The organism is Roseibium sp. MMSF_3247 (assembly GCF_030733765.1).
Classification (GTDB): Bacteria; Pseudomonadota; Alphaproteobacteria; order Rhizobiales; family Stappiaceae; genus Roseibium.
On record NZ_JASHII010000003.1, the window covers coordinates 412310 to 434072 of the forward strand.

At 57.0% G+C, this 21763-nt stretch carries 20 protein-coding genes; 13 read left to right on the plus strand and 7 right to left on the minus strand.

Features of this window, described 5'->3' with window-relative positions; all coding sequences use genetic code 11:
• Positions 1–38: 38 nt before the first annotated feature.
• The 10 genes from soxX (at position 39) to mgrA (ending at position 9891) form a co-directional block, all read left to right on the plus strand.
• Positions 39–518, plus strand: coding sequence for a sulfur oxidation c-type cytochrome SoxX (soxX, locus tag RBB44_RS12280; RefSeq protein WP_306147648.1), 480 nt, complete (start codon positions 39–41; stop codon positions 516–518).
• Positions 519–541: 23 nt separating this feature from the next.
• Entirely contained in the window at positions 542–991 is a 450-nt protein-coding gene (gene soxY, locus RBB44_RS12285) for a thiosulfate oxidation carrier protein SoxY (protein ID WP_306147649.1), read from the plus strand.
• A gap of 31 nt (positions 992–1022) precedes the next feature.
• Positions 1023–1352, plus strand: a complete 330-nt coding sequence (soxZ, locus tag RBB44_RS12290) for a thiosulfate oxidation carrier complex protein SoxZ (RefSeq protein ID WP_306147650.1) — start codon at positions 1023–1025, stop codon at positions 1350–1352.
• A 48-nt stretch (positions 1353–1400) separates the two neighbouring features.
• Positions 1401–2258 carry a sulfur oxidation c-type cytochrome SoxA gene (gene soxA / locus RBB44_RS12295; protein WP_306147651.1) on the plus strand — a complete coding sequence of 286 codons (858 nt, stop codon included), beginning with the start codon at positions 1401–1403 and terminating at the stop codon, positions 2256–2258.
• 199 nt (positions 2259–2457) lie between these two features.
• A complete protein-coding gene (soxB, locus tag RBB44_RS12300; protein WP_306147652.1) occupies positions 2458–4155 on the plus strand; it encodes a thiosulfohydrolase SoxB in 1698 nt (565 codons plus the stop codon).
• A 27-nt stretch (positions 4156–4182) separates the two neighbouring features.
• Positions 4183–5466 carry a sulfite dehydrogenase gene (soxC, locus tag RBB44_RS12305; protein ID WP_209174670.1) on the plus strand — a complete coding sequence of 428 codons (1284 nt, stop codon included), beginning with the start codon at positions 4183–4185 and terminating at the stop codon, positions 5464–5466.
• Entirely contained in the window at positions 5450–6559 is a 1110-nt protein-coding gene (locus RBB44_RS12310) for a c-type cytochrome (RefSeq protein WP_306147653.1), read from the plus strand. The genes soxC and RBB44_RS12310 overlap by 17 nt, the downstream gene beginning before the upstream one ends.
• A gap of 28 nt (positions 6560–6587) precedes the next feature.
• Complete coding sequence (locus RBB44_RS12315) at positions 6588–7349, plus strand: c-type cytochrome (RefSeq protein WP_306147654.1); 762 nt, start codon at positions 6588–6590, stop codon at positions 7347–7349.
• Between the two features lie 48 nt (positions 7350–7397).
• Positions 7398–8675, plus strand: a complete 1278-nt coding sequence (locus RBB44_RS12320) for an NAD(P)/FAD-dependent oxidoreductase (protein WP_306147655.1) — start codon at positions 7398–7400, stop codon at positions 8673–8675.
• A 166-nt stretch (positions 8676–8841) separates the two neighbouring features.
• A complete protein-coding gene (mgrA, locus tag RBB44_RS12325) occupies positions 8842–9891 on the plus strand; it encodes an L-glyceraldehyde 3-phosphate reductase (protein ID WP_306147656.1) in 1050 nt (349 codons plus the stop codon).
• 45 nt (positions 9892–9936) lie between these two features.
• On the opposite strand, the gene RBB44_RS12330 is transcribed toward mgrA, so the two are convergent.
• The 7 genes from RBB44_RS12330 to hutI all read right to left on the minus strand — a co-directional run bounded on the left by RBB44_RS12330 (position 9937) and on the right by hutI (position 18523).
• Complete coding sequence (locus RBB44_RS12330; protein WP_209179711.1) at positions 9937–11487, minus strand: TRAP transporter large permease subunit; 1551 nt, start codon at positions 11485–11487, stop codon at positions 9937–9939.
• Positions 11484–11987, minus strand: a complete 504-nt coding sequence (locus tag RBB44_RS12335; protein WP_306147657.1) for a TRAP transporter small permease subunit — start codon at positions 11985–11987, stop codon at positions 11484–11486. Before RBB44_RS12335 ends, RBB44_RS12330 begins: the two co-directional genes overlap by 4 nt.
• Positions 11988–12133: 146 nt before the next feature.
• A complete protein-coding gene (locus RBB44_RS12340; RefSeq protein ID WP_306147658.1) occupies positions 12134–13231 on the minus strand; it encodes a TRAP transporter substrate-binding protein in 1098 nt (365 codons plus the stop codon).
• A gap of 47 nt (positions 13232–13278) precedes the next feature.
• The gene (hutU, locus tag RBB44_RS12345; RefSeq protein ID WP_306147659.1) at positions 13279–14952 is read right to left on the minus strand and encodes a urocanate hydratase; all 1674 of its coding nucleotides are present in this window, start codon (positions 14950–14952) and stop codon (positions 13279–13281) included.
• The gene (gene hutG / locus RBB44_RS12350) at positions 14945–15778 is read right to left on the minus strand and encodes an N-formylglutamate deformylase (protein WP_306147660.1); all 834 of its coding nucleotides are present in this window, start codon (positions 15776–15778) and stop codon (positions 14945–14947) included. Before hutG ends, hutU begins: the two co-directional genes overlap by 8 nt.
• Positions 15765–17321, minus strand: a complete 1557-nt coding sequence (gene hutH / locus RBB44_RS12355; protein ID WP_306147661.1) for a histidine ammonia-lyase — start codon at positions 17319–17321, stop codon at positions 15765–15767. Before hutH ends, hutG begins: the two co-directional genes overlap by 14 nt.
• The gene (gene hutI / locus RBB44_RS12360; protein WP_306147662.1) at positions 17318–18523 is read right to left on the minus strand and encodes an imidazolonepropionase; all 1206 of its coding nucleotides are present in this window, start codon (positions 18521–18523) and stop codon (positions 17318–17320) included. Before hutI ends, hutH begins: the two co-directional genes overlap by 4 nt.
• Positions 18524–18606: 83 nt before the next feature.
• Between hutI and RBB44_RS12365 the strand changes: the two genes are divergently transcribed.
• The 3 genes from RBB44_RS12365 (at position 18607) to RBB44_RS12375 (ending at position 21754) form a co-directional block, all read left to right on the plus strand.
• Positions 18607–19995, plus strand: coding sequence for a formimidoylglutamate deiminase (locus RBB44_RS12365; RefSeq protein ID WP_306147663.1), 1389 nt, complete (start codon positions 18607–18609; stop codon positions 19993–19995).
• A gap of 18 nt (positions 19996–20013) precedes the next feature.
• Entirely contained in the window at positions 20014–20715 is a 702-nt protein-coding gene (locus RBB44_RS12370; protein ID WP_306147664.1) for a GntR family transcriptional regulator, read from the plus strand.
• Positions 20716–20839: 124 nt separating this feature from the next.
• Positions 20840–21754, plus strand: coding sequence for an ROK family protein (locus tag RBB44_RS12375; protein WP_306147665.1), 915 nt, complete (start codon positions 20840–20842; stop codon positions 21752–21754).
• The last annotated feature ends 9 nt before the right edge of the window (positions 21755–21763 follow it).

Genomic DNA, 21763 nt, shown 5'->3' on the forward strand with positions numbered 1-21763 from the left:
GGTGGAGCGTACCCGCACTGAGGAGGAAAGCCAATAATATGACAAAGGGCGCAAGACTATGGGGCGCTGCTTTAGCGATATGCCTGGCCGGGACACTTTCGGTCAGCGCATTGCATGCGGAAACCATCGCTCCAACGGCCGTCGAGATTGTCGACATGGAGGCCAAATCATCACTTACCGGCAAGGCCGGTGACCCTGTTGCCGGCCGGGACACTTTCGCTGACCGGAAAAAAGGCAACTGCCTCGCCTGTCACGCGAACGCAGACCTGGCCGAGCTTCTGTTTCACGGCGAAGTTGGCCCGGAACTGGATGGCGTTGGCGATCGCTGGAGCACGGAGCAATTGCGCGCGATCGTGATCAACAGCAAGCAGGTATTCGGCGACCAAACCATAATGCCCGGTTTCTACACGACGGCACTTGGAGCACGCATCGCCGATAAATTCACCGATAAGACGATCCTCTCCGCCCAGGAAGTCGAGGATGTGGTCGCTTATCTGCTGACCCTCAAAGAAAACTGATCTCCGGTTTCAAGGAGCAAGAGATGACCATCACTAGACGCCAGGCTTTGGCCATGACTGCAGGTGCAGCCGCCTTCCTGACATTCGCCCCGCGAATTTCTTTCGCGGCAACACCTGACACGGACGCTGCTATCAAGGAGTTTACCGGAGGAGCGACCCCGACCGAGGGCACAGTCTCATTGGATACGCCGGAAATCGCGGAAAACGGTAACACCGTTCCCGTGGGTGTGACTGTCGATAGCCCGATGACTTCGGACAATTATGTTGAATCGGTTCTGATCCTGGCAGATGGGAACCCGAACCCGGCTGTTGCGACGTTCCACTTTTCAGCCATGAGCGGTGCAGCCGAAGCCAAGACCCGGATCCGGCTGGCGAAGACACAAAACGTCATCGCTGTCGCCAAAATGAGCGACGGTTCAACCTTCATGGACACCAAGGAAGTCAAGGTCACCATCGGCGGCTGCGGCGGCTAATCGGCAACGACCGGACGAGAGGAAACGAAAAATGGCATCCCCAAAACCCCGCGTAAAAGTGCCAAAGAAGGCCGACAAGGGTGAAGTCATCACCATCAAGACACTGATCAGCCATCCGATGGAATCAGGTCAGCGCAAAGACAAGAAAACCGGCGAGTTGATCCCCCGGCAGATCATCAACAAGTTCACCTGCGAGTTCGACGGCCAAGTCGTGTTCTCCTGTGATCTGGACCCTGCGGTATCGGCTAACCCATACCTTCAGTTCAGCGCAAAGGTCGACAACAGCGGGACCTTCAAGTTCACCTGGGTGGACGACAACGGCAGCGTCTATGAGACCGAAAAGAAAATAACGGTCGAATAGGGTCTAAAGCCATCACGGTCGCACAAATCGGGAGGAGACGATTTGACCATGACGAAAAATACAGGACGCTCTGCCGCTGCAATCCTTGCGACAGGTTTGGTACTCGGAATGTCCAACCAATCCGTTGCGGATGAAAATGCGGAATTGATCGTCGAAGGCGAACAGCTCGTTACAAAAGTGGCGGCACCGGAAGGTCACCCGTTGGATGAACTTCTTTCTGGATGGCGGTTCCGCTCTGATGAAACTCAGGCCCTGCAAACAGACGACTTTGAAAACCCCGCATTTGCAGCAGTCGACTACGGTTCGGAACTTTGGGAAACTGAAGCCGGCACTTCCGGGAAATCGTGTGCGTCTTGCCACGGAGATGCCTCGGAAAGCATGAAGGGCTTGCGAGCCTCCATGCCCAAATGGCACGAGGGCGAAAACACCCTGATGACCCTTGAAGACCACATCAACTGGTCACGGAAGGAACACCAGGGCGCCGATCCATGGAAATGGGAAAGTGCCGAGATGCTCGCAATGACGGCGTTTCTTGGTCTTCAATCCCGCGGCATGCCGGTCAATGTGAAGATCGACGGCCCTGCCAAGGAGTGGTTCAACAAGGGCAAGGATCTCTACTACACACGCGTCGGTCAGCTCGACATGTCGTGTTCCAATTGTCATGAGGACAACTATGGCAACATGATCCGTGCCGACCATTTGAGTCAGGGTCAGATCAACGGCTTCCCGACCTATCGCTTGAAATGGCAGGGGCTTGGATCAACACACCGGCGGTTCAAAGGCTGCATGGACAACATCCGCGCAACGCCGTTCAAACGCGGCTCGGATGAATTCACATCGCTTGAATTGTACCTCGCCTGGCGCGGCTCCGGCCTGTCGGTCGAAACACCGGCCGTTCGCCAGTAAAACAACGTAAGAACTCTGGAGGCGGCGGTGAACTGCCGCTTCCTAAACTCCGGCCAGGGCGCCGGCGGCTGATCAAATCAACACCGGTCGATAAAACGATCAAGGTGCGTAAGTTTTTACGCGCCAACAGAAAAACTTTGCCTTTTGCTATTGGCTAATTCGGAGGCTTTGGCCTCATCAGGATTCGGGAGTTAAGTGAATGTTTTCAAGACGTGAGTTCTTGATGGCGGCAACCGCAACAAGCGCCCTGCTTGGCTCCGGCATGGCCGGGTCGTGGTCAAAGCTGACGGCACAACAGGCGTTGAGCGAAGACCAACTCCTGGCCATGGAGCCGGCAGGGTCCCTGACGCTGGTCCACATTACCGACATTCATGCCCAGCTGAAGCCGATCTACTTCCGGGAACCCTCCATCAATCTCGGCATTGGCGATGTCACCGGCAAACCTCCGCATGTGACCGGTGCGGACTTTCTCAAACTCTACAACATCGAAGCCGGTTCGCCGGACGCCTACGCCCTCACATCAGAGGACTTCGCCTCCCTGGCGAAATCCTACGGCAAGATGGGCGGCATGGACCGGGTTGCAACCGTGATCAAGCGCATTCGCGCCGAGCGCGGCGATGACAACGTCCTGCTACTGGACGGGGGCGACACCTGGCAGGGCAGTTACACGTCCAATCAAACGCTTGGCCAGGACATGGTAACGGTCATGAACGCGTTGAAACCGGATGCCATGACCGGCCACTGGGAATTCACATACGGCACGGACCGGGTTCAGGAGATCATCGACGACCTTCCCTTTGCGTTCCTGGGCTCCAACATTTACGACAACGAGTGGGATGAGCCCGCGTTCGAAGCCTGGAAAATGTTTGAGCGCGGTGGGTCAAAGGTTGCGGTCATTGGGCAGGCCTTCCCCTACACGCCGATCGCCAATCCACGCTGGATGATTCCGGGCTGGTCCTTCGGCATCCGCGAGGAAGACATTGCCAAGCACGTCGAAGAGGCCCGCGGCGAAGGCGCCGAGGTCATTGTCTTGCTCTCTCACAATGGGTTCGACGTTGACCGGAAGCTTGCCTCCAACGTTGCTGGCATCGACGTCATCCTAACCGGCCACACGCACGACGCTTTGCCTGAACCGGTCATTGTCAACGACACGCTGGTGATTGCATCTGGCTCGAACGGCAAGTTCGTCTCCCGCGTTGATCTGGATGTGAAAGACGGCGCGGTTATAGGCTACAAGTACCGTCTGATCCCGATCTTTTCTGACGTAATCACGCCAGATGCAGAGATGAGTGCGCTGATCGATGAGGTCCGCGCGCCCTTTGAGGCAGACCTTTCGCGGATTCTCGGCAAGACAGAAAGCCTCCTTTACCGGCGCGGCAACTTCAACGGCACCTTCGATGACCTGATTTGTCAGGCGCTTGTGAAGGAACGCGACGCCCAGATTGCACTGTCGCCCGGCTTTCGCTGGGGCACCAGCCTCCTGCCCGGTCAAGATATCACCTTCGAAGACCTCCACAACGCCTGTGCCATGACCTACCCGGCCGCTTATCGCTCGACCATGAACGGTCAAATGCTGAAGGACATTCTCGAAGACGTTGGCGACAACCTCTTCAACAAGGACCCGTATTATCAGCAAGGCGGCGACATGGTCCGCGTTGGCGGCATGGGGTATACGATCGACCCCAAAATGGAGATCGGCGAACGCATCTCCGACATGACGCTTCTTTCAACCGGTGAGCCGATCGACCCTGCGAAAGACTACGTCGTTGCCGGCTGGGCTTCGGTCAATGAAGACACCGAGGGCCCGGCGATCTGGGACGTCGTTGAAAACCACATCACAAAAAATCCGACCGTGAAGCTTCCGGACAATGAGTCCGTGAAGGTGATCGGTGTCTAAATTTGTTTAAGACCTGAGGACAGAAACATGACTGAGACAAAGGACAAGGGCACTCCCTCCCTCTCTCGGCGGTCCCTTCTCAAGGCCGGCCTCGCGAGCGGTGTTGCCGCAGGTGCCGCCGGAGCTGCAGGCGCAGCGCGCGCAGCAGGTGACCCATTGATCACGGAAATTCAGGACTGGAACCGGTATCTCGGCGATGGCGTCGATGCAGCACCGTACGGTCTACCATCAGAATTTGAATCGGAAGTGGTCCGGCGCAACGTGCCCTGGCTGACCGCTGATGCCGTCGCCTCAATCAATTTTACACCACTCCATGAACTCGACGGGATCATCACACCGAACGGGCTGTGTTTTGAGCGCCACCATGGCGGTGTCGCGCAGATCCGACCGCAGGATCACCGCCTGATGATCAACGGCCTGGTCGACACACCTCTGGTCTTCACCATGGAAGACCTGAAGCGCTTCCCCCGCGAAAACCACGTCTACTTCCTGGAATGCGCGGCAAATGGCGGCATGGAGTGGCGCGGGTCTCAGCTCAATGGCTGCCAGTTCACCCACGGTATGGTGCACAACGTGATGTACACCGGCGTGAAACTGAAAACACTTCTGGAAGAAGCCGGTGTCAAGACCAACGGCAAATGGGTGCTTCCCGAAGGCGCAGATGCCGCCCACATGACACGTTCCATCCCAATGGAAAAGGCGCTGGATGACTGCCTGGTTGCCTGGAAAATGAACGGCGAAGCGCTGCGCGCCGAACAGGGCTACCCGCTGCGTCTCGTCGTTCCAGGTTGGGAAGGCAACATGTGGGTCAAATGGCTGCGCCGCTTGGAAGTCGGCGATCAGCCGTGGCACCACCGGGAGGAAACGTCGAAATACACCGACCTTCTGGAAACAGGAAAAGCCAGGCGCTTTACCTGGGTGATGGATCCGAAATCCGTCATCACCAGCCCAAGCCCGCAAATGCCGGTTTCTCACGGCAAGGGACCAATGGTGATTTCAGGGCTAGCCTGGTCGGGCAACGGCCGCATCACCCGGGTAGACGTATCTCTGGACGGCGGCCGGAATTGGAAGACGGCGCGGATTGACGGGCCAAGCCTGTCGAAATCTCTGCACCGCTTCTACCTAGACATTGATTGGGACGGGTCGGAAATGCTGATCCAGTCCCGCGCAATGGATGAACACGGGTTCTACCAGCCAACCAAAAACGAGCTGCGGGCCGCCCGAGGCGAAAACTCCATCTACCACAACAACGGCATTCAGACCTGGTATGTCCAAAAGAACGGGGCGGTTGAAAATGTTGAAGTCTCTTAAAGCGCTTTCGCTCGGCACCGTTCTCGTTGCGCTTGCCTCCACTGCCACCGCGGGTGATGCGGCCAAGGGCGAGAAGGTCTTCAAGAAATGCCAAGCCTGCCATGCTGTCGGTGATGGGGCCAAGAACAAAGTTGGTCCGCATCTAAACGACCTGTTTGGGCGCACAGCTGGCGAGATCGATGGCTACAAGTACTCGAACGCCATGATCAAGGCTGGAGAGGATGGATTGGTCTGGGACATGGAAACCACCCGCACCTATCTCGCCAAACCGAAGGCCATGATCAAAGGCACCAAGATGGCCTTCACGGGGCTCCGCAAGGATGCGGATCTCGACAACATTTTGGCATATCTTGCAACTTACTCGGAAGATGCAGACAACGGTTCACAACAATCAGAGGCACCTTCACAAGATAGCGGATCTCAAGTCGCCGCCGCATCTGCCTCAACAGAACCCGTTACCGCCGCTGCTTTTAATACAAGAGACGGTGGAGTCTTCGGCCTCGGCCGTGTTGCCTTGGCTGAAGAAGTGACGGCCTGGGACATCGACATCCGGCCAGATGGACAAGGGCTTCCCGAAGGATCGGGAACTGTTGCCGACGGAGAAGTTCTTTACACAGACAACTGCGCCATGTGTCACGGTGATTTTGGCGAGGCAGTAGACCGCTGGCCGGTTTTAGCTGGTGGCCATGACACCCTGACCGACGATCGCCCAGAAAAGACAATCGGTTCCTACTGGCCCTACTTGTCGACAGTCTATGACTATGTCCGCCGGGCAATGCCTTTTGGCAATGCCAGGTCTTTGTCCGACGATGAGGTCTACGCCATCACCGCGTATCTCCTTTACCTGAACGATCTGGTGGACGATGAGGAGTTTGAACTCTCGAAGGACAACTTCCTCGATATCCGCCTGCCCAATGAGGAAAACTTCATTGCGGATGACCGGGCCGAAGAAGCACATTACGCTCAAAAGAGCGAACCGTGCATGACCGACTGCAAGCCCGGTCCTGTAGAGATTACCATGCGCGCGCGCATTCTGGATGTGACGCCCGACGACGGCGGCGATGACAACGCCGGTGTCGGCGCGGTAGACTGATCCATACCGGGTCACGGGAGGAACCGGTATGGACCAAAAGCAGGAAAAGGCTGAACGGCCTTATGCCGACTTTCCGACATTGAGAAATGCGGCATGGGCCCGAGCAAGGAAATGGATCGCAGGCGCGTCGTTTTTACTGACGGTGCCGGCCATGGCATCGGACGGCGATCCAATAAAAGGCGAAAAGCTCTTTAAAGCCTGCAAAGCATGCCACCAAGTTGGAGCCAATGCACGTAATGGCGTGGGTCCTCATCTCGACGGCCTTTTTGAACGCCCGGCCGGGACCCTGGAAGGGTTCAAGTATTCCAGTGCGATGAAGAAACTTGGCAGTGACGGTATGGTCTGGAACGAGTTCTCGTTGGACCTTTATCTCGAAAAGCCGCGAGAATATGTACCCGGAACCCGAATGTCCTATCGCGGCATGCCAGACCGTCAGGATCGCACCCACATCATCGCTTACTTGAGAGAACTTTCCAAAGCCGAACCGGCGTCAGAACCGGAGGCGGAAACTGTGACGCCGGAAATGGGTGCCGTTGCTATGCAGATCGACGGAGACATGGCGTATGGCGAATATCTTTCGAGTGAATGTGTCATCTGTCATCAAGTCTCTGGCCGGGCCGATGGCATCCCATCCATTATCGGCTGGCCTAAGAAACCGTTCATCCGGGCACTCTTTGAGTACAAGACAAATGTCCGCAGTCATCAGGTCATGCAGAACATGACAGTCAACCTCGGCAACGAGGAAATCGCAGCCTTGGCCGCCTATTTCGGGTCCATCGATCCGCAATGAGGTTTTGTCAAATGCAGGGGCCAAACTGCATACTTGGGAGGAAATGACATGCCAAATCTCACACGCCGTAGTTTTGGGCTTCTGGTTGGCGCCGGGGCGACATCCCTGGCACTGCCGTACTACGCCCGGGCGCAGGGGAAACCTAAAGTCGTCGTCATCGGCGGCGGCGCCGGAGGCGCCACAGCCGCCCGGTATATGGCCAAGGATGCTGGTGAGGATCTTGACGTCACTCTGATCGAAGCCAACCCGGCCTACACTACCTGCTTCTTTTCCAACCTTTATCTCGGCGGGTTCCGCGATTTCGATTCCATCACACACGGCTACGATACGTTGTCTTCGAACTACGGCATCACCGTTGTAAACGGCATGGCAGATGCCGTTGATCGGGATGCTAAAATGGTTGTTATGGCGGACGGTTCCAAAGTGCCTTACGACCGTCTGGTCGTGTCTCCGGGCATTGATCTCATCTACGACAGTGTGCCCGGCTACTCAGAAGAAGCGGCTGAAATCATGCCGCATTCCTGGAAGGCGGGTCCTCAGACTCAGCTTCTGAAAGCCAAACTGGATGCTATCGAAAACGGCCAGCAAATCGTCATGGTGGCCCCGCCGAACCCATATCGGTGCCCTCCGGGACCGTATGAGCGCGTTTCGATGATGGCGCATATTCTCAAATCTAAGGGGCTGAACGACAGCAAGATCGTCATCATTGATCCCAAGCCGAAATTCTCCAAACAAGCCCTATTCCAGGAAGGCTGGGACAAGCACTATCCGGGCATGATCGAGTGGTATGGACCGGATGTGCATGGCGGTATCGTCAAGGTCGATGCATCGACCGGGGAGGTCGAAACGGACCTGGACACCTTCCAGGGCGATTTGGTGAACGTCATCCCGGCGCAAAAGGCGGGCATGATCGCTTCCAAGGCCGCACTTGCCAACGACAGCGGGTTCTGTGCCATTGATCCGGCTTCCATGCGCTCCAAGGAAGACGATTCCATCTTTGTCATCGGAGATGCCTGCATCGCCGGAGACATGCCGAAGTCCGGTTTCTCGGCGAACAGCCAGGCCAAGGTGGCAGCCATGGCCATTCGCGGAGACCTCACCGGGTCCCGTGTTTTCCCAGCAAAGTACTCCAACACCTGCTGGAGCCTGATCGAGACCAACGACGGCGTAAAAGTCGGCGCACAATACGCCCCGACAGATGAAAAAATCGCGTCCACCTCGAAATTCATCAGCCAGACCGGTGAAGATGCAGGCCTCCGTCAGGCGACCTATGAAGAGTCTATCGGCTGGTACAAAGGTATCACCACCGACATGTTCGGCGCCTAATTCCTCCCCCACCTTACTTGCGGTGGTGCCGTCCGCCGCAAGCCTCTTTTTCTCCATCGCTATTGTCCATACTTCACATTACCCGCCTTTAGTGCGAAGACAGCGTCCGCTTCCATCGGCATTCTGAAACAGTGTTGCTTGGAAAAACCAGCCAAATGGAGACGCAATGACCTGGACCGCATCGCCCGACCGTTACACCAGCATGGACTACCGCCGCTGTGGTAGGTCCGGATTGAAACTGCCGCTCATTTCTCTGGGACTTTGGCACAATTTCGGCGATGACACCCCGCACCAACGCAAACAGGAAATTGCGCGGGCCGCTTTTGATCTCGGCATCACCCACTTCGACCTTGCCAACAATTATGGTCCGGCAAAGGGCTCCGCGGAGAGCGCATTCGGCGAACTCCTGCGCACCGACTTTGCACCGTATCGGGACGAGATGATCATTTCGTCCAAGGCCGGGTACGACATGTGGCCTGGGCCTTATGGCGAGTGGGGCAGCCGCAAATACCTGATCGCGTCCTGCGATCAATCGCTGAAACGCATGGGTCTCGACTATGTCGACATCTTCTATTCACACAGGTTCGACCCGGACACGCCGTTGGAAGAAACCATGATGGCGCTGGACCACATCGTCCGCTCCGGACGGGCCCTATACGTCGGTATTTCCTCTTACAATACGAAGAGGACCCGAGAAGCAGCAGCAATCCTGAAGGAGCTCGGCACTCCCTGTCTGATCCATCAACCGAGCTATTCCATGATCAACCGTTGGGTGGAAGAAGACGGCCTTCTCGACACCTTGAACGATCTCGGCATTGGTTCCATCGCCTTTTCCCCACTCGCCCAAGGCATGCTGACAAACAAGTATCTGAAGGAGATTCCGGAAGGCAGCCGGGCCACACAGGGCAAATCCCTGCAGGACCAATTCCTCAGCGACGAGAACCTTGCAACCATCCGGGCACTCAACGCCATCGCACAGCGGCGCGGGCAAACCCTGGCGCAGATGGCACTTGCCTGGGTCTTGAGAGGCGGACGCGTCACGACCGCCCTCATTGGGGCAAGCCGTGCAACCCAAGTGATTGACTGTGTCGGCGCGCTCAACAATCTCGAGTTCACTGAAGCGGAGCTTCAGGAAATCGATGCGACAGCCAAGGACGCCAACATCAATCTTTGGGCGGCCTCGTCTGAGCGCGAAGGCCCTTCCCGGAAGAAATAGGTCCGGACACTGGGCGGTTTCGACCGCCCGGTCATCCTAGACGGCCTAATAAAGCCAGCGCGGAAGCCACGTTGCGATAATCGGGAACATCCACAAGATCGCGACGGCAGCTATTTGCAATCCGATGAACGGAACCACACCGCGATAGATCTGTCCGGTGGTGATTTCTTTTGGCGCAGCGCCGCGCAAATAGAACAGCGAAAAACCGAACGGCGGCGTCAGAAACGATGTCTGAAGATTGATTGCGATCAGGACTGTGAGCCAGATCGGATCAATACCCATCAGGATGAGCGGCGGGATCAAAACAGGCAGAAGAATCACCGAGATCTCGACAAAGTCGAGGAAAAAGCCCAACACGAAGACGAACAGCATTGCAAAGATCAATGCGCCCGTCGCCCCCCCAGGCATTTCTTTCAAGAGCTCATGAACACGGTCTTCCCCACCCAGGCCGACAAATACCAGACTGAAAAAACTCGCCATCAGGATGGTTGCGAAGATCATTGAGGTTACGGTCAGGGTCGACAGCAATGATGACTTCAAAAGCCCATCGGCAAAAGCTGCACGTAAAATTTTCAGAACAACGGCCAGCGCAAAAAGAGCAAGCCCAGCGTAGATTGCAGCAAGCACATAGCCACCAATCGTCACATCTGACCTTTGAAGGCGAACGGGAAAGGCCGCAGCCGACACTGCAACTACCAGCAAAGCGATGGTCGCCAGAATGATGAGTTTGACCGGCACGCCCAACCGCCGACCGGCCAGCAAGATAGCTCCAACGGCGCCGACAGAAGCTGCTTCATTCGGAGATGCCACACCGCCAAGGATCGAGCCCAAAACGGCGATAATCAACAGGATCGGCGGAACGATTGCAGACGCGATTTCCACGCCGCTTGGTGGCTCAACACTCTCCTTCATAGCCGGTGCGTCACCAGGAAATAGTTTCGCGCGACCGATGATGTAGACGCAATAGACGGCCACCAGCAGAAGTCCAGGCACCATTGCGGCCGCAAAGGTCTGTCCAACCGAGATCGTTTCGATCGTGAATTTGCCTTGCGCATATTGCGCCTGCTGAAACGCATTCGACATGACATCGGCAAGGATGATCAGAAGGGTCGAGGGCGGGATGATCTGACCAAGTGTACCGGCTGTACATACCATGCCGGAGGCCAATTTCGGGTCATACCCGTTGCGCAACATGGTCGGCAGCGCAATCAGGCCCATCGCAACGACCGTTGCGCCGACAATACCGGTCGACGCAGCCAGAAGGGCACCGACCAGAACGACGGAAACACCAAGGCCGCCATTCATCTTGCCGAACAGCCGGCCCATCGTTTCAAGAAGGTCCTCGGCAATCCGGCTTTTTTCCAGGATTACACCCATCAGAACAAATAGTGGGATTGCGGTGAGCACCGGGTTGGTCAGAACCCCAAAAAACCGCTGGCCCATCGCCCCCATTAGCTGAATGTTGAAGTCTCCAAGCATCCACCCCAGGAGCGCGAAGCCGGTTGCAACGCCCGCTATCGTGAAGGCCACCGGATAGCCGAGCAGAATGAAGGCGATCAGCGCCCCGAACATCATCAAGTCAAGAGGAAGGCTCATGCAGCGGTGGCTTTCAGACGGGAGATATCACGGATCAGGGCAGCCGCGCCTTGAACGAGTAAAAGAATGCAGTAGGCCGGAATGAGCGTCTTCAACAGGAACGAGGCCGGGATCCCACCAACGGAAATTGGTCCCTCGAGAATTGCCCAGCTGCTGCGCACAGTCGGCCAGGAGAACCACAACAGAATAAGCAACGCTGGCGTCAGCAGAAACAGGTGGCCAAAGATGTCGATCCAGGCCTGTGCGCGCTCGCTCGCCTTGGCATAAAAAATGTCCACACGCACATGGGCATTGACCAGGAACGTATAACCTGCGCCCAGCATGAAGATGGCTGCATGGAAATACAAAACACCTTCATCGAGAAAGATGAAGCTGTAGCCGAAAACATAGCGCAGAAGCACAATCACGAACTGCAACATCAGCATGCCCAGCGCCGCCCAGCACAGGGTGTTGCCTATTACCGAATTCACACGCTCGAGCACACCCGCAAGCTTTTCCATCGCGGTCGGTTCCTGTTTTTGTCTCACAAGGTCACGCCCTCATCGTGAGGAGTTGGACCAGATGGTCAAGTCAAGCAGTGGCGACCGGAGAAGCGTTTCGACTTCTCCGATCGCCAAAGGCAGGCTGTGCCTTATGTTACCGACGATCAGTCGTACTTGTAGTCCAGCAGACGCGCGTTCATCTGGCCATTGTCAGCGTAGGGCATGTACTCGCGCATCAGTTTGCGGTAGCCGAGGAAGCTCTCCGTGATCTGCTTGACCAAATCGTCGCTGTCTGCTCGCAGGTCAGCGATCACTTCACCAGCTGCATTGCCCATCGCCACGATCACATCGTCCGGGAGCTTACGCACCATCACGCCATGATCGTTGACGAGACCCGTCAATGCCTGAGCGTGTTTGGTGTTGTACTCAGTCAGGACATCGTTGTAGAGGCTGGAACAGGCTTGTGTGACGACCTCTTTGAGATCATCCGGCAATTCGTTGTAGGCATCCAGATTGACCGCGCATTCTTCGGCAGAAGACGGTTCACCAACACCCGGCCAATAGTAGTTCTTGGCGATCTGGTAGTAGCCAAGCGCGCTGTCCGTCCACGGGCCGATGAACTCGCCAGCATCAAGGGCGCCAGACTGCAGCGCCTGGAACATTGCCGGGCCGCTCATGGCCTGGACTGCCATGCCGAGCTTGGAACACATTTCTGACGCAAGCCCCGTTGAGCGGAACTTCAAGCCCTTGAGATCGTCAACACTGTTGATCTCGTTGCGGAACCAGCCAGCCCATTGCGGACCGGAGTTGCCGCACAAGAACGGCTTCAGATTGAAGCGTCCGTACATTTCATCATACAGCGCCTGACCGCCACCGTGGATCAACCAGCCCGCTTGTTCAGGAGCCGTCAGTCCAAACGGCTGGGACCCAAACAACAGGATGCCCTTGGACTTTGAGCCCCAGTAGGCCGGCACCGCATGATAGAGCTCAGCGGTGCCCTGCCCGACGGCATCGAAAACACCATTGCCCGGAACGATTTCGCCGGCCGCAAACAGCTTCACCTCGATGCGCCCGCCCGACAGGGTCGTGATACGGTCCGCGAGCATCTGCGCGGCAACACCAGGTCCTGGTAGGTTCTTCGGCCAGGCCGTAACCATGCGCCACTGGCGGACATCTTGAGCAATGGCAGGTGCTGCAAGCGTTGTCGCTGCTGCGCCTGTTGCGCCGATTGCACCGGCTTTCAGAAAATCACGTCTTTTCATCTTGTCCTCTTTGTCAAAGGTGATTGGAGGGCTGTCCGCCGTTGTTTTTATCTCCCAAGGATACCCGGCAGTTTCAATCCCTGTTCTTTTGCGCAATCCAGCGCAATTTCATAACCCGCATCGGCGTGCCGCATCACACCGGTTGCAGGGTCGTTCCAAAGCACACGCTCAATCCGGCGCGCGGCATCATCTGTTCCGTCACAGCAAATGACCATGCCCGAATGCTGCGAGAATCCCATACCGACGCCGCCACCATGGTGCAAAGACACCCAGGTTGCGCCAGATGCGGTGTTCAACAGTGCGTTCAAAAGTGGCCAATCTGACACCGCGTCCGAGCCATCTTTCATAGATTCCGTTTCCCGGTTCGGAGACGCCACGGATCCGCTGTCCAGATGATCACGGCCAATAACGACCGGGGCCTTCAGTTCACCGTTGCGGACCATCTCGTTAAAGGCAAGACCCAACCGATGGCGTTGACCCAGACCAACCCAACAGATCCGGGCCGGCAGTCCTTGAAACGAGATCCGCTCCTTGGCCATGTCGAGCCAATTGTGCAGATGCTCATCATCCGGAATGAGTTCCTTCACCTTGGCGTCGGTCTTGTAAATATCCTCCGGATCGCCGGAAAGCGCACACCAGCGGAACGGCCCGATCCCGCGGCAGAAGAGCGGCCGAATATAAGCAGGCACAAAGCCCGGGAACGCGAAAGCGTTTTCAAAACCTTCTTCCAAGGCGACTTGGCGGATGTTGTTTCCGTAGTCCAGCGTTGGAACACCGGCATTCCAGAAATCGACCATCGCCTGCACATGAACTTTCATTGAAGCCCGTGCGGCTTTCTCGACCGCTTTCGGATTTGTCTCTGCCTTTGAGCGCCATTCGGCAACAGTCCAGCCTTGCGGCAGGTACCCATTGACCGGGTCATGCGCGGACGTCTGGTCGGTAACGATGTCCGGTTTGACACCGCGTTTGACGAGTTCTGAAAAGACATCTGCAGCGTTGCCGATCAAGGCAACGGATTTTGCCTCGCCTGCCTTCGTCCAGCGCTCGATCATCTCAAGCGCTTCGTCGAGGGAACGCGTCTTTTCATCGACGTATTTTGTACGCAGGCGGAAGTCAGCGCTCTTTTCATCGCACTCGACCGCGAGACAGCAGGCTCCGGCCATGACGGCAGCAAGCGGTTGCGCACCGCCCATGCCACCAAGACCACCGGTGAGGATCCAGCGGCCTTTCAGGTTACCCTCATAGTGCTGGCGGCCGGCTTCCATGAAGGTCTCGTAGGTTCCCTGAACGATGCCCTGCGTGCCGATGTAGATCCAGGAGCCCGCGGTCATCTGGCCGTACATTGCCAGACCTTTTTTATCGAGTTCGTGGAAGTGGTCCCAGTTAGCCCAATTCGGCACCAAATTGGAATTCGCGATCAGAACCCGCGGTGCATCCTTATGGGTTTTGAACACACCAACCGGTTTGCCCGATTGAACCATCAAGGTTTCATCGTCTTCCAGTGACTTCAAACTCGCAACGATTTGGTCGAAATCATCCCAAGTGCGCGCAGCACGGCCGATGCCGCCATAAACAACCAACTCGTGGGGGTTTTCAGCAACATCTGGATGCAGGTTGTTCATCAGCATCCGCAACGGAGCTTCCGTCAACCAGGACTTGGTGTTGAGCTCCGTCCCCGTCGGCGGGAAAACGTCACGTGCATTGTGGCGGCGGTCAACCATGGTTGGCTCCCTCGGAATTTTTGGTCTGTTGGACGAGCGCAGGGGCGAGATCAGCCAGTGCGCTGAGAATTTCTTTCAGATGGACCCGCAAACGCGCAGCTTTCGCCTCGTCATAAGCAAAGGGCGTGTCTTCGGTCACAAGATGCGTGGACTGTGCCAGTTCCATCTGGATGGCATGGAAGCCGCGCGCCGGCTGGCCGTAGTGGCGGGTGGTCCAGCCGCCCTTGAAGCGGCCGTTCAGGATCGACGTGTAGCCCTCAGCTTTTGCTGTGAGGTCGACAACGGCCTTCTCGATTCCGGGTGCGCATGTAGCGCCACCATTTGTTCCGGTGTTGAAATCCGGCAGCGTGCCCTCAAACAGGTAGGGCACGACGGAACGGATCGAGTGGCAATCGTAGAGAATTGCGATGCCGTGTATTGCGTGGACACGCTCCAGTTCGGCCTTGAGCGCAGCGTGATAAGGCGCATGCCAAACCAGCCGCCGCTTTTCGATCTCTTCTGGATCCGGCTCGCTGCCGTTCAGATAGATCGGGCGCCCGTCAAAGTCCGTTGTTGGACAGAGCGTTGTCGTGTTCTGGCCAGGATAAAGACTGACGCCTTCCGGGTCGCGGTTGGCATCGATGACATAGCGGTGAAAATTTGCCTTCACCATCGTCGCGCCCGGCAAAAGCTCAGAATAGAGTTGGTCAACGTGCCAATCGGTATCGGCAAGCTTGTGGCCCACTTTATTCAGGCAAGACCAAATCTCAGGCGGCACGTACGTTCCGGCATGCGGCACCCCAAGCACCAACGGCCCGTCTCCGTAAAAGACCTCAACCGGCTGCATGCGCACCTCCAAGGACCAAGGCGGCATTGTCATCAAGAAACGCAACCAAGCTTCGGGACTTGATCAACTCTGCAGCGGTCTCCAGGTCCGGTGCCAGGTACCGGTCCTTCTCCAGCGCAGGAACTCGGTGCCGAAGCTGTTCCAGTGCGTTTTGCAGCGGTGCACTCGTCTTGAGCGGTGCACGATGTTCAATCCCTTCAGCAGCACAAAGCAGTTCAACACCCAGGATATGAGCCAAGTTCTCATTCATGCGTGCCAATCGGCGCGCGCCGTGCGCGGCCATCGACACATGATCTTCCTGATTGGCGCTGGTGGGCGTGGAATCTGTTGAGCATGGATTTGCGAGATGTTTGTTTTCGCTCATCAATGCAGCAGTGGTCACTTCGGCAATCATAAGCCCGGAATTCAACCCCGGATCGCGCGTAAGAAACGGAGGCAAATCGAAAGACAAGGCCGGATCCACCATCAAGGCAATACGCCGCTGAGCAATTGCCCCGAGTTCAGCTATCGCGAGCGCAATCTGGTCTGCAGCAAAAGCAACAGGTTCTGCGTGAAAGTTGCCACCGGAAACAATCCGATCTTCCTCGATCAAAACCAAAGGATTGTCGGTTGCCGCATTGGCTTCAATCTCAAGTGTGCTGGCCGCCATCCTTAGAAGATCGATACAGGCGCCTGTCACCTGCGGCTGGCAGCGGATGCAGTAGGGATCCTGAACACGAGTGTCGCCTTCCCGGTGGCTTTCACGAATTTCAGACCCCTCCATGACTGCGCGCATTGCGGCAGCCACTTCGATCTGACCACGATGGCCGCGCAGTGCATGGATCTCGGGAAGAAGTGGTGCCGTCGACCCCATGATGGCGTCGGTCGACATGCTCGCGGTCAAGACCGTAGCCTCGGCGAGACGCCAGGCTTCAAAGAGACCAACAAGCGCACAGGCGGTCGAAAACTGTGTGCCATTGATTAGGCCCAAACCTTCCTTGGGCCCCAAAACGACCGGTTTAAGCCCCGCCCTATCAAGCGCGACACCACCCGGCATCCGCTCGCCGCCGAATTCTGCTTCGCCTTCGCCAATGAGAACGGCAGCCATGTGGGCCAAGGGTGCCAAATCACCGGAAGCTCCCACAGAGCCTTGAGAGGGCGTGACCGGTGTGACGCCCTTTTCTAGGCAAGCTTCTATCAGCTCCAGCACTCCAAGCCGAACTCCAGACGCACCGCGCCCGAGGGAGAGAAGCTTTAGTACCATCATCAAACGAGTTGTCGCCGTGTCGAGCGGCTCTCCAACACCGCAGCAATGCGACAGGATCAGATTACGTTGAAGTGTCTCTGTGTCTTCAGCGGCAATTTTTACACTCGCCAGCTTGCCGAACCCTGTGTTGACGCCATAGACGGCCTCTTTACCGCGTGCCGCTATGCCAACCCGCTCCGCAGCCAAACAGATTGCAGCTTCTGCAGCCCGGTCGACCCGGACGGAAAGGCTTTCACGGTAGACGCGTTCCAGATCGGCAAGGCGAACAGCGCCCGGTGAGACAACAAGAGCGCTCATTCGGCTCCTCCAAAAATCCGTTTTTCTAGGGCGTTAAAGCCGATGCGGTAGCTGAGTTCTGCCGGGTGCTGAACGTTCCAGATGGCAAGATCGGCGCGTTTTCCGGCCTCCAGCGTACCGCGGTCCGTTAGTCTGAGTGCTTTGGCCGCCTCGCGGGTGACACCGGCAAGTGCTTCTTCCGGTGTCATGCAGAACAACGTGCAGCCCATGTTCATGGTGAGAAGGAGAGAAGCGAGCGGTGAGGACCCAGGATTGCAGTCTGTCGCAAGCGCCATGGGCACTTCATGTCGACGCAGAAGATCAACCGGCGGGGCTTGCGTTTCGCGCAAGGTGTAAAAAGCGCCGGGCAGGATGACGGCAACCGTTCCGCTGCTGGCCATGGCTTCGACGCCAGCTTCATCCAGGTATTCCAAATGATCTGCCGACAGAGCCCCATAGGAAGCCGCAAGCGCGGTACCGCCCAGATTTGACAGCTGCTCGGCGTGGAGTTTGACGGGCAGGCCAAGTGCCTTTGCCTTGTCGAATACTTTCGCGATCTGGGCCGGGGAGAAGGCGATGCCTTCACAGAAGCCGTCGACCGCATCGACAAGACCCTCGGCATGGGCGGCTTCCAACGTCGGCAGGCAAACCTCCGAGAGGTAAGCGTCCGCTCTGTCCTTATAATCTGCCGGAACAGCATGGGCACCAAGGAACGTTGTGCATACTGTGATGGGCCGCAGGCTGCCGACCTTGCGGGCTACTCTGAGCATCTTGAGTTCAGTCTCCTGATCGAGGCCATAACCAGACTTGATCTCTATACCGGTAAGACCTTCGGCAATCAGCGCATCCACCCGGGACAGCGCGCCTTCAAGCAATTCGTCTTCACTGGCTGAACGCGTTGCCTTGACGGTCGAGACAATGCCCCCACCTGCGCGTGCAACCTCTTCGTAGGACGCGCCTTCGAGACGCATTTCGAATTCGCGGGCCCGGTCACCGCCAAAGACAACATGGGTGTGGCAATCGATAAGACCCGGCGTCACCAGACGCCCATTCAAGTTCTCATTCGGATAGACCGAGAATGCCTCTGGCAGATCTGCTGCCGGACCAGCATAGCCAATCGTCTCGCCATCAATGGCGAGCACACCGTCTTCAATCAAGCCGTACGGATCTCCCGTCTCGGTGAGTGTTACCAATTTGGCATTTGTCAGCAGGCGCTGTGGCACCGGACATCTCCCGCTTGATTAGATTGCGATAAAAGATAATATGCATGCACATATTAACGTGTCAACGAGGGAAAGAGACCGGCATGCCTACGGCGCAAGACAGCACCATTTTCGCAGACAAGGCGCTGCTTCCCACTGGCTGGGCGGAATACGTCCACGTTGATGTTTCCGCTAACGGCGAGATTTCTGCTGTCGAACCAAACGCGGCGTCGCCAGCTGGAAAAGCGCATCGGGTCGGGATCCTGTTACCTGCACCATCCAACCTGCATAGCCATGCGTTTCAGCGCGCGATGGCCGGAATGAGCGAACGCCGGGGTCAGGAGAGCCGCGACAGCTTCTGGACTTGGCGGCAGATCATGTTCCGGTTTCTCGACACGCTCACCCCAGATGATGTCGAAGCGATTGCCGCCTTTGTTCAGATGGAAATGCTTGAGGCCGGTTATGCGGCCGTCGGAGAATTCCACTACCTGCATCACCAACCTGGCGGCGCGCCTTTTGATAATCTCGGCGAAATGTCCGAACGGATTGTGGCAGCTGCAAGCAAGACCGGCATTGGGTTGACCTTGTTGCCAGTGCTTTACACACATGGTGGCTGCGATCAACGCCCTCTGGCGCCGGGACAAATCCGCTTCGGCAATGATTTCGACCGGTTCCAAAAACTCCATGAACAGGCTGGCAACGCCCTACAGTCCCTTGATCAGGATTGCGTTTTAGGCGTCGCGCCCCATTCAATGCGCGCAGTCGATTCGGACGCCTTGAAAAACGCTGTCGTACTCGCAGGGCAAAGTCCCTTGCACATGCACCTGGCAGAACAAGTCGCCGAAGTCGAAGAAGTTCTGGAAGCGTCGGGCAAGCGGCCGGTCGACTGGCTTTTGGAAAACCATGATGTGTCGAAGAACTGGTGCCTCATTCACTGCACACAGATGACAGACGAAGAGACCGTTGGACTGGCACGGACGGGCGCGGTTGCCGGGCTTTGTCCAATCACCGAATCGAGCCTCGGCGACGGGATTTTCGACGGCGTCCGGTATCTGGGTGCCGGCGGCCGGTTCGGAGTTGGCTCCGATTCCAACATCCGGATTTCCTTGTCAGAAGAGTTGCGCACGCTCGAGTACTCACAGCGCCTTCGCGACAAATGCCGGGCGTCGGTGGCAAATCCGGAAAATTCGACAGGCCGCGTGTTGTTTGATGGAGCGGTTTCGGGAAGTGCGCAAGCGTGTGGACGCAGTGCTGGACAGATCGCTGCCGGTTACCTTGCCGACATGGTCGCGCTGGACGCGAATGCCATCGACCTTGAGGACCGCGAGGGCGACGAGATCCTGGATGCCTACATCTTCGCGGGCGATGACAGAATGATCCAGGATGTCTGGTCGGCAGGCCGCCATGTTGTTACCGGGGGAATCCATGTAAAAGGCGAGGAAATCCGCGCGCGCTACCGGGCGACGATGAAGGCGTTGCGCGGCCGAATCTGAACAAGGAACTGATCACCTGTGGCCCTGACCGATACGAACTCCTGGACTGGCATTCGCAAAGAGCTTCTTCGCCGGATCCATGACCGCGTCTGGGAACCGGGCGCGCAGATCCCGCACGAAGCGGATCTGGCAGAGGAATTCGGTTGCGCGCGCACGACCGTCAATAGAGCGCTCAGGGACCTGGCCGAAAGCGGGCTGGTCATACGCAAACGCCGTGCGGGCACGCGTGTTGCACTCAATCCGCCGCAGCGGGCCACGCTCACGATTCCAATCATCCGGGAAGAGGTGGAAGCGCTTGGCAAGACCTACCGGCACAGTCTTCTCGAACGGGCCTACCAACCGGTTCCACCAATGCTGCACGGGGTATTTCACGCATCGCTTGGTGATGACGTGCTCTATCTGAAAACGCTCCACTTTGCGGACGACCGTCCTTATGCGTTTGAAGAGCGTTACATCAATCTTGATACCGTGCCCGAAGCGCGCCAGCGTAAGTTCGAGGTCTCCAGCGCCAACGAATGGCTGGTCCACAATGCCCCCTACAGCCGGGGGGATCTGTCGTTTTCTGCGCTCAACGCCAACGAAGACACCGCCCGGATCCTTGATTGCACACTGGGGACAGCATTGTTTGCCATGGAGCGCATAACTTGGACCGGCGATGCGCCGATCACACATGTAAAACTCATCTTTGCTCCAGGCTACCGAATGCGCAGCCGCATATAGGAGCTGGAGGTGTTACCGGAGGCAACGGGCGCTTCACTCTGACGGAAAAACGTCTGTGCAAGAAGCATGTTGCGGTTTATTGACTGAACGTTCCGGAACCTCTTTTGAAAGACATTAAATCGGGATGGTGACTTCGTTCGACATCGGCGGCAGCTTTATACGCTACGCGCATCCCGATGCGCATGGTCCGGTGCAAGAGGCTGGGCGGGTTCCAACACCGTTGCACTCGTGGTCTGAGTTTGTCGAAGCACTCCGTAAGTGTCTTCCAGAGACTCGCAGCCCGGCTGTTATATCCCTCGCAGGGGCCTTCGATGCACAAACCGGCATCGCAGACGTCGCGAACATTCCCTGTCTGAACGGCCGCCCGATCGCTTCGGATCTGACGAGAGAACTCGGCACACCGGTCGAAATCATCAATGATGCGGATGCCTTTGCACTGGCAGAAGCTGTTGAGGGATCGGGCGCTGGCAAAGAAACTGTCTTCGCCATCATTCTTGGCTCAGGAGTCGGCGGTGGCTTGGTTCACAACGGCAGCCTTGTTTCGGGGCGCGGCGGGATCGCCGGAGAGTGGGGGCACGGTCCGGTTGTCGATCCAACCGCGGGTGGGACGATTTCAGGCATTCCGCATTTTCAATGCGGGTGCAGTCAAATCGGTTGCCTGGATGCTTACGGTTCGGCGCGAGGTCTGGAAAAGATACACGCCGCTCTTCACAACACATCGTACTCAAGCATTGAAGTAACGACCGCTTGGCACGCCGGAGAGCCGCAAGCAGCAAGGACCATCGACGCCTTTACAACTATTCTAGCTCGAGCGCTCAGCATGGTGATCAATCTGCTTGGCCCGGATGTAATCCCGGTGAGCGGAGGCTTGAGCGCCGATGGCCGGCTTCTGGCAGAAATCGATAGCAAGACCCGCGCAATAACACTTGCGAATTACACCAAACCACTTGTGGTGCGTGGCGTGTTCTCCAAGACCGGCGGCTTGCAAGGGGCGAGTATTCACGCCCGACGCGCGTTTCCAAAAGAATTTACGAATTGATTTTCTGCA

Bases quoted from the DNA above. Each gene is read 5' to 3' on its own strand.
- soxX (WP_306147648.1), top strand. From the start codon at position 39: ATGACAAAGGGCGCAAGACTATGGGGCGCTGCTTTAGCGATATGCCTG.
- soxY (WP_306147649.1), top strand. From the start codon at position 542: ATGACCATCACTAGACGCCAGGCTTTGGCCATGACTGCAGGTGCAGCC.
- soxZ (WP_306147650.1), top strand. From the start codon at position 1,023: ATGGCATCCCCAAAACCCCGCGTAAAAGTGCCAAAGAAGGCCGACAAG.
- soxA (WP_306147651.1), top strand. From the start codon at position 1,401: ATGACGAAAAATACAGGACGCTCTGCCGCTGCAATCCTTGCGACAGGT.
- soxB (WP_306147652.1), top strand. From the start codon at position 2,458: ATGTTTTCAAGACGTGAGTTCTTGATGGCGGCAACCGCAACAAGCGCC.
- soxC (WP_209174670.1), top strand. From the start codon at position 4,183: ATGACTGAGACAAAGGACAAGGGCACTCCCTCCCTCTCTCGGCGGTCC.
- RBB44_RS12310 (WP_306147653.1), top strand. From the start codon at position 5,450: ATGTTGAAGTCTCTTAAAGCGCTTTCGCTCGGCACCGTTCTCGTTGCG.
- RBB44_RS12315 (WP_306147654.1), top strand. From the start codon at position 6,588: ATGGACCAAAAGCAGGAAAAGGCTGAACGGCCTTATGCCGACTTTCCG.
- RBB44_RS12320 (WP_306147655.1), top strand. From the start codon at position 7,398: ATGCCAAATCTCACACGCCGTAGTTTTGGGCTTCTGGTTGGCGCCGGG.
- mgrA (WP_306147656.1), top strand. From the start codon at position 8,842: ATGACCTGGACCGCATCGCCCGACCGTTACACCAGCATGGACTACCGC.
- RBB44_RS12330 (WP_209179711.1), bottom strand. From the start codon at position 11,487: ATGAGCCTTCCTCTTGACTTGATGATGTTCGGGGCGCTGATCGCCTTC.
- RBB44_RS12335 (WP_306147657.1), bottom strand. From the start codon at position 11,987: ATGGAAAAGCTTGCGGGTGTGCTCGAGCGTGTGAATTCGGTAATAGGC.
- RBB44_RS12340 (WP_306147658.1), bottom strand. From the start codon at position 13,231: ATGAAAAGACGTGATTTTCTGAAAGCCGGTGCAATCGGCGCAACAGGC.
- hutU (WP_306147659.1), bottom strand. From the start codon at position 14,952: ATGGTTGACCGCCGCCACAATGCACGTGACGTTTTCCCGCCGACGGGG.
- hutG (WP_306147660.1), bottom strand. From the start codon at position 15,778: ATGCAGCCGGTTGAGGTCTTTTACGGAGACGGGCCGTTGGTGCTTGGG.
- hutH (WP_306147661.1), bottom strand. From the start codon at position 17,321: ATGAGCGCTCTTGTTGTCTCACCGGGCGCTGTTCGCCTTGCCGATCTG.
- RBB44_RS12365 (WP_306147663.1), top strand. From the start codon at position 18,607: ATGCCTACGGCGCAAGACAGCACCATTTTCGCAGACAAGGCGCTGCTT.
- RBB44_RS12375 (WP_306147665.1), top strand. From the start codon at position 20,840: ATGGTGACTTCGTTCGACATCGGCGGCAGCTTTATACGCTACGCGCAT.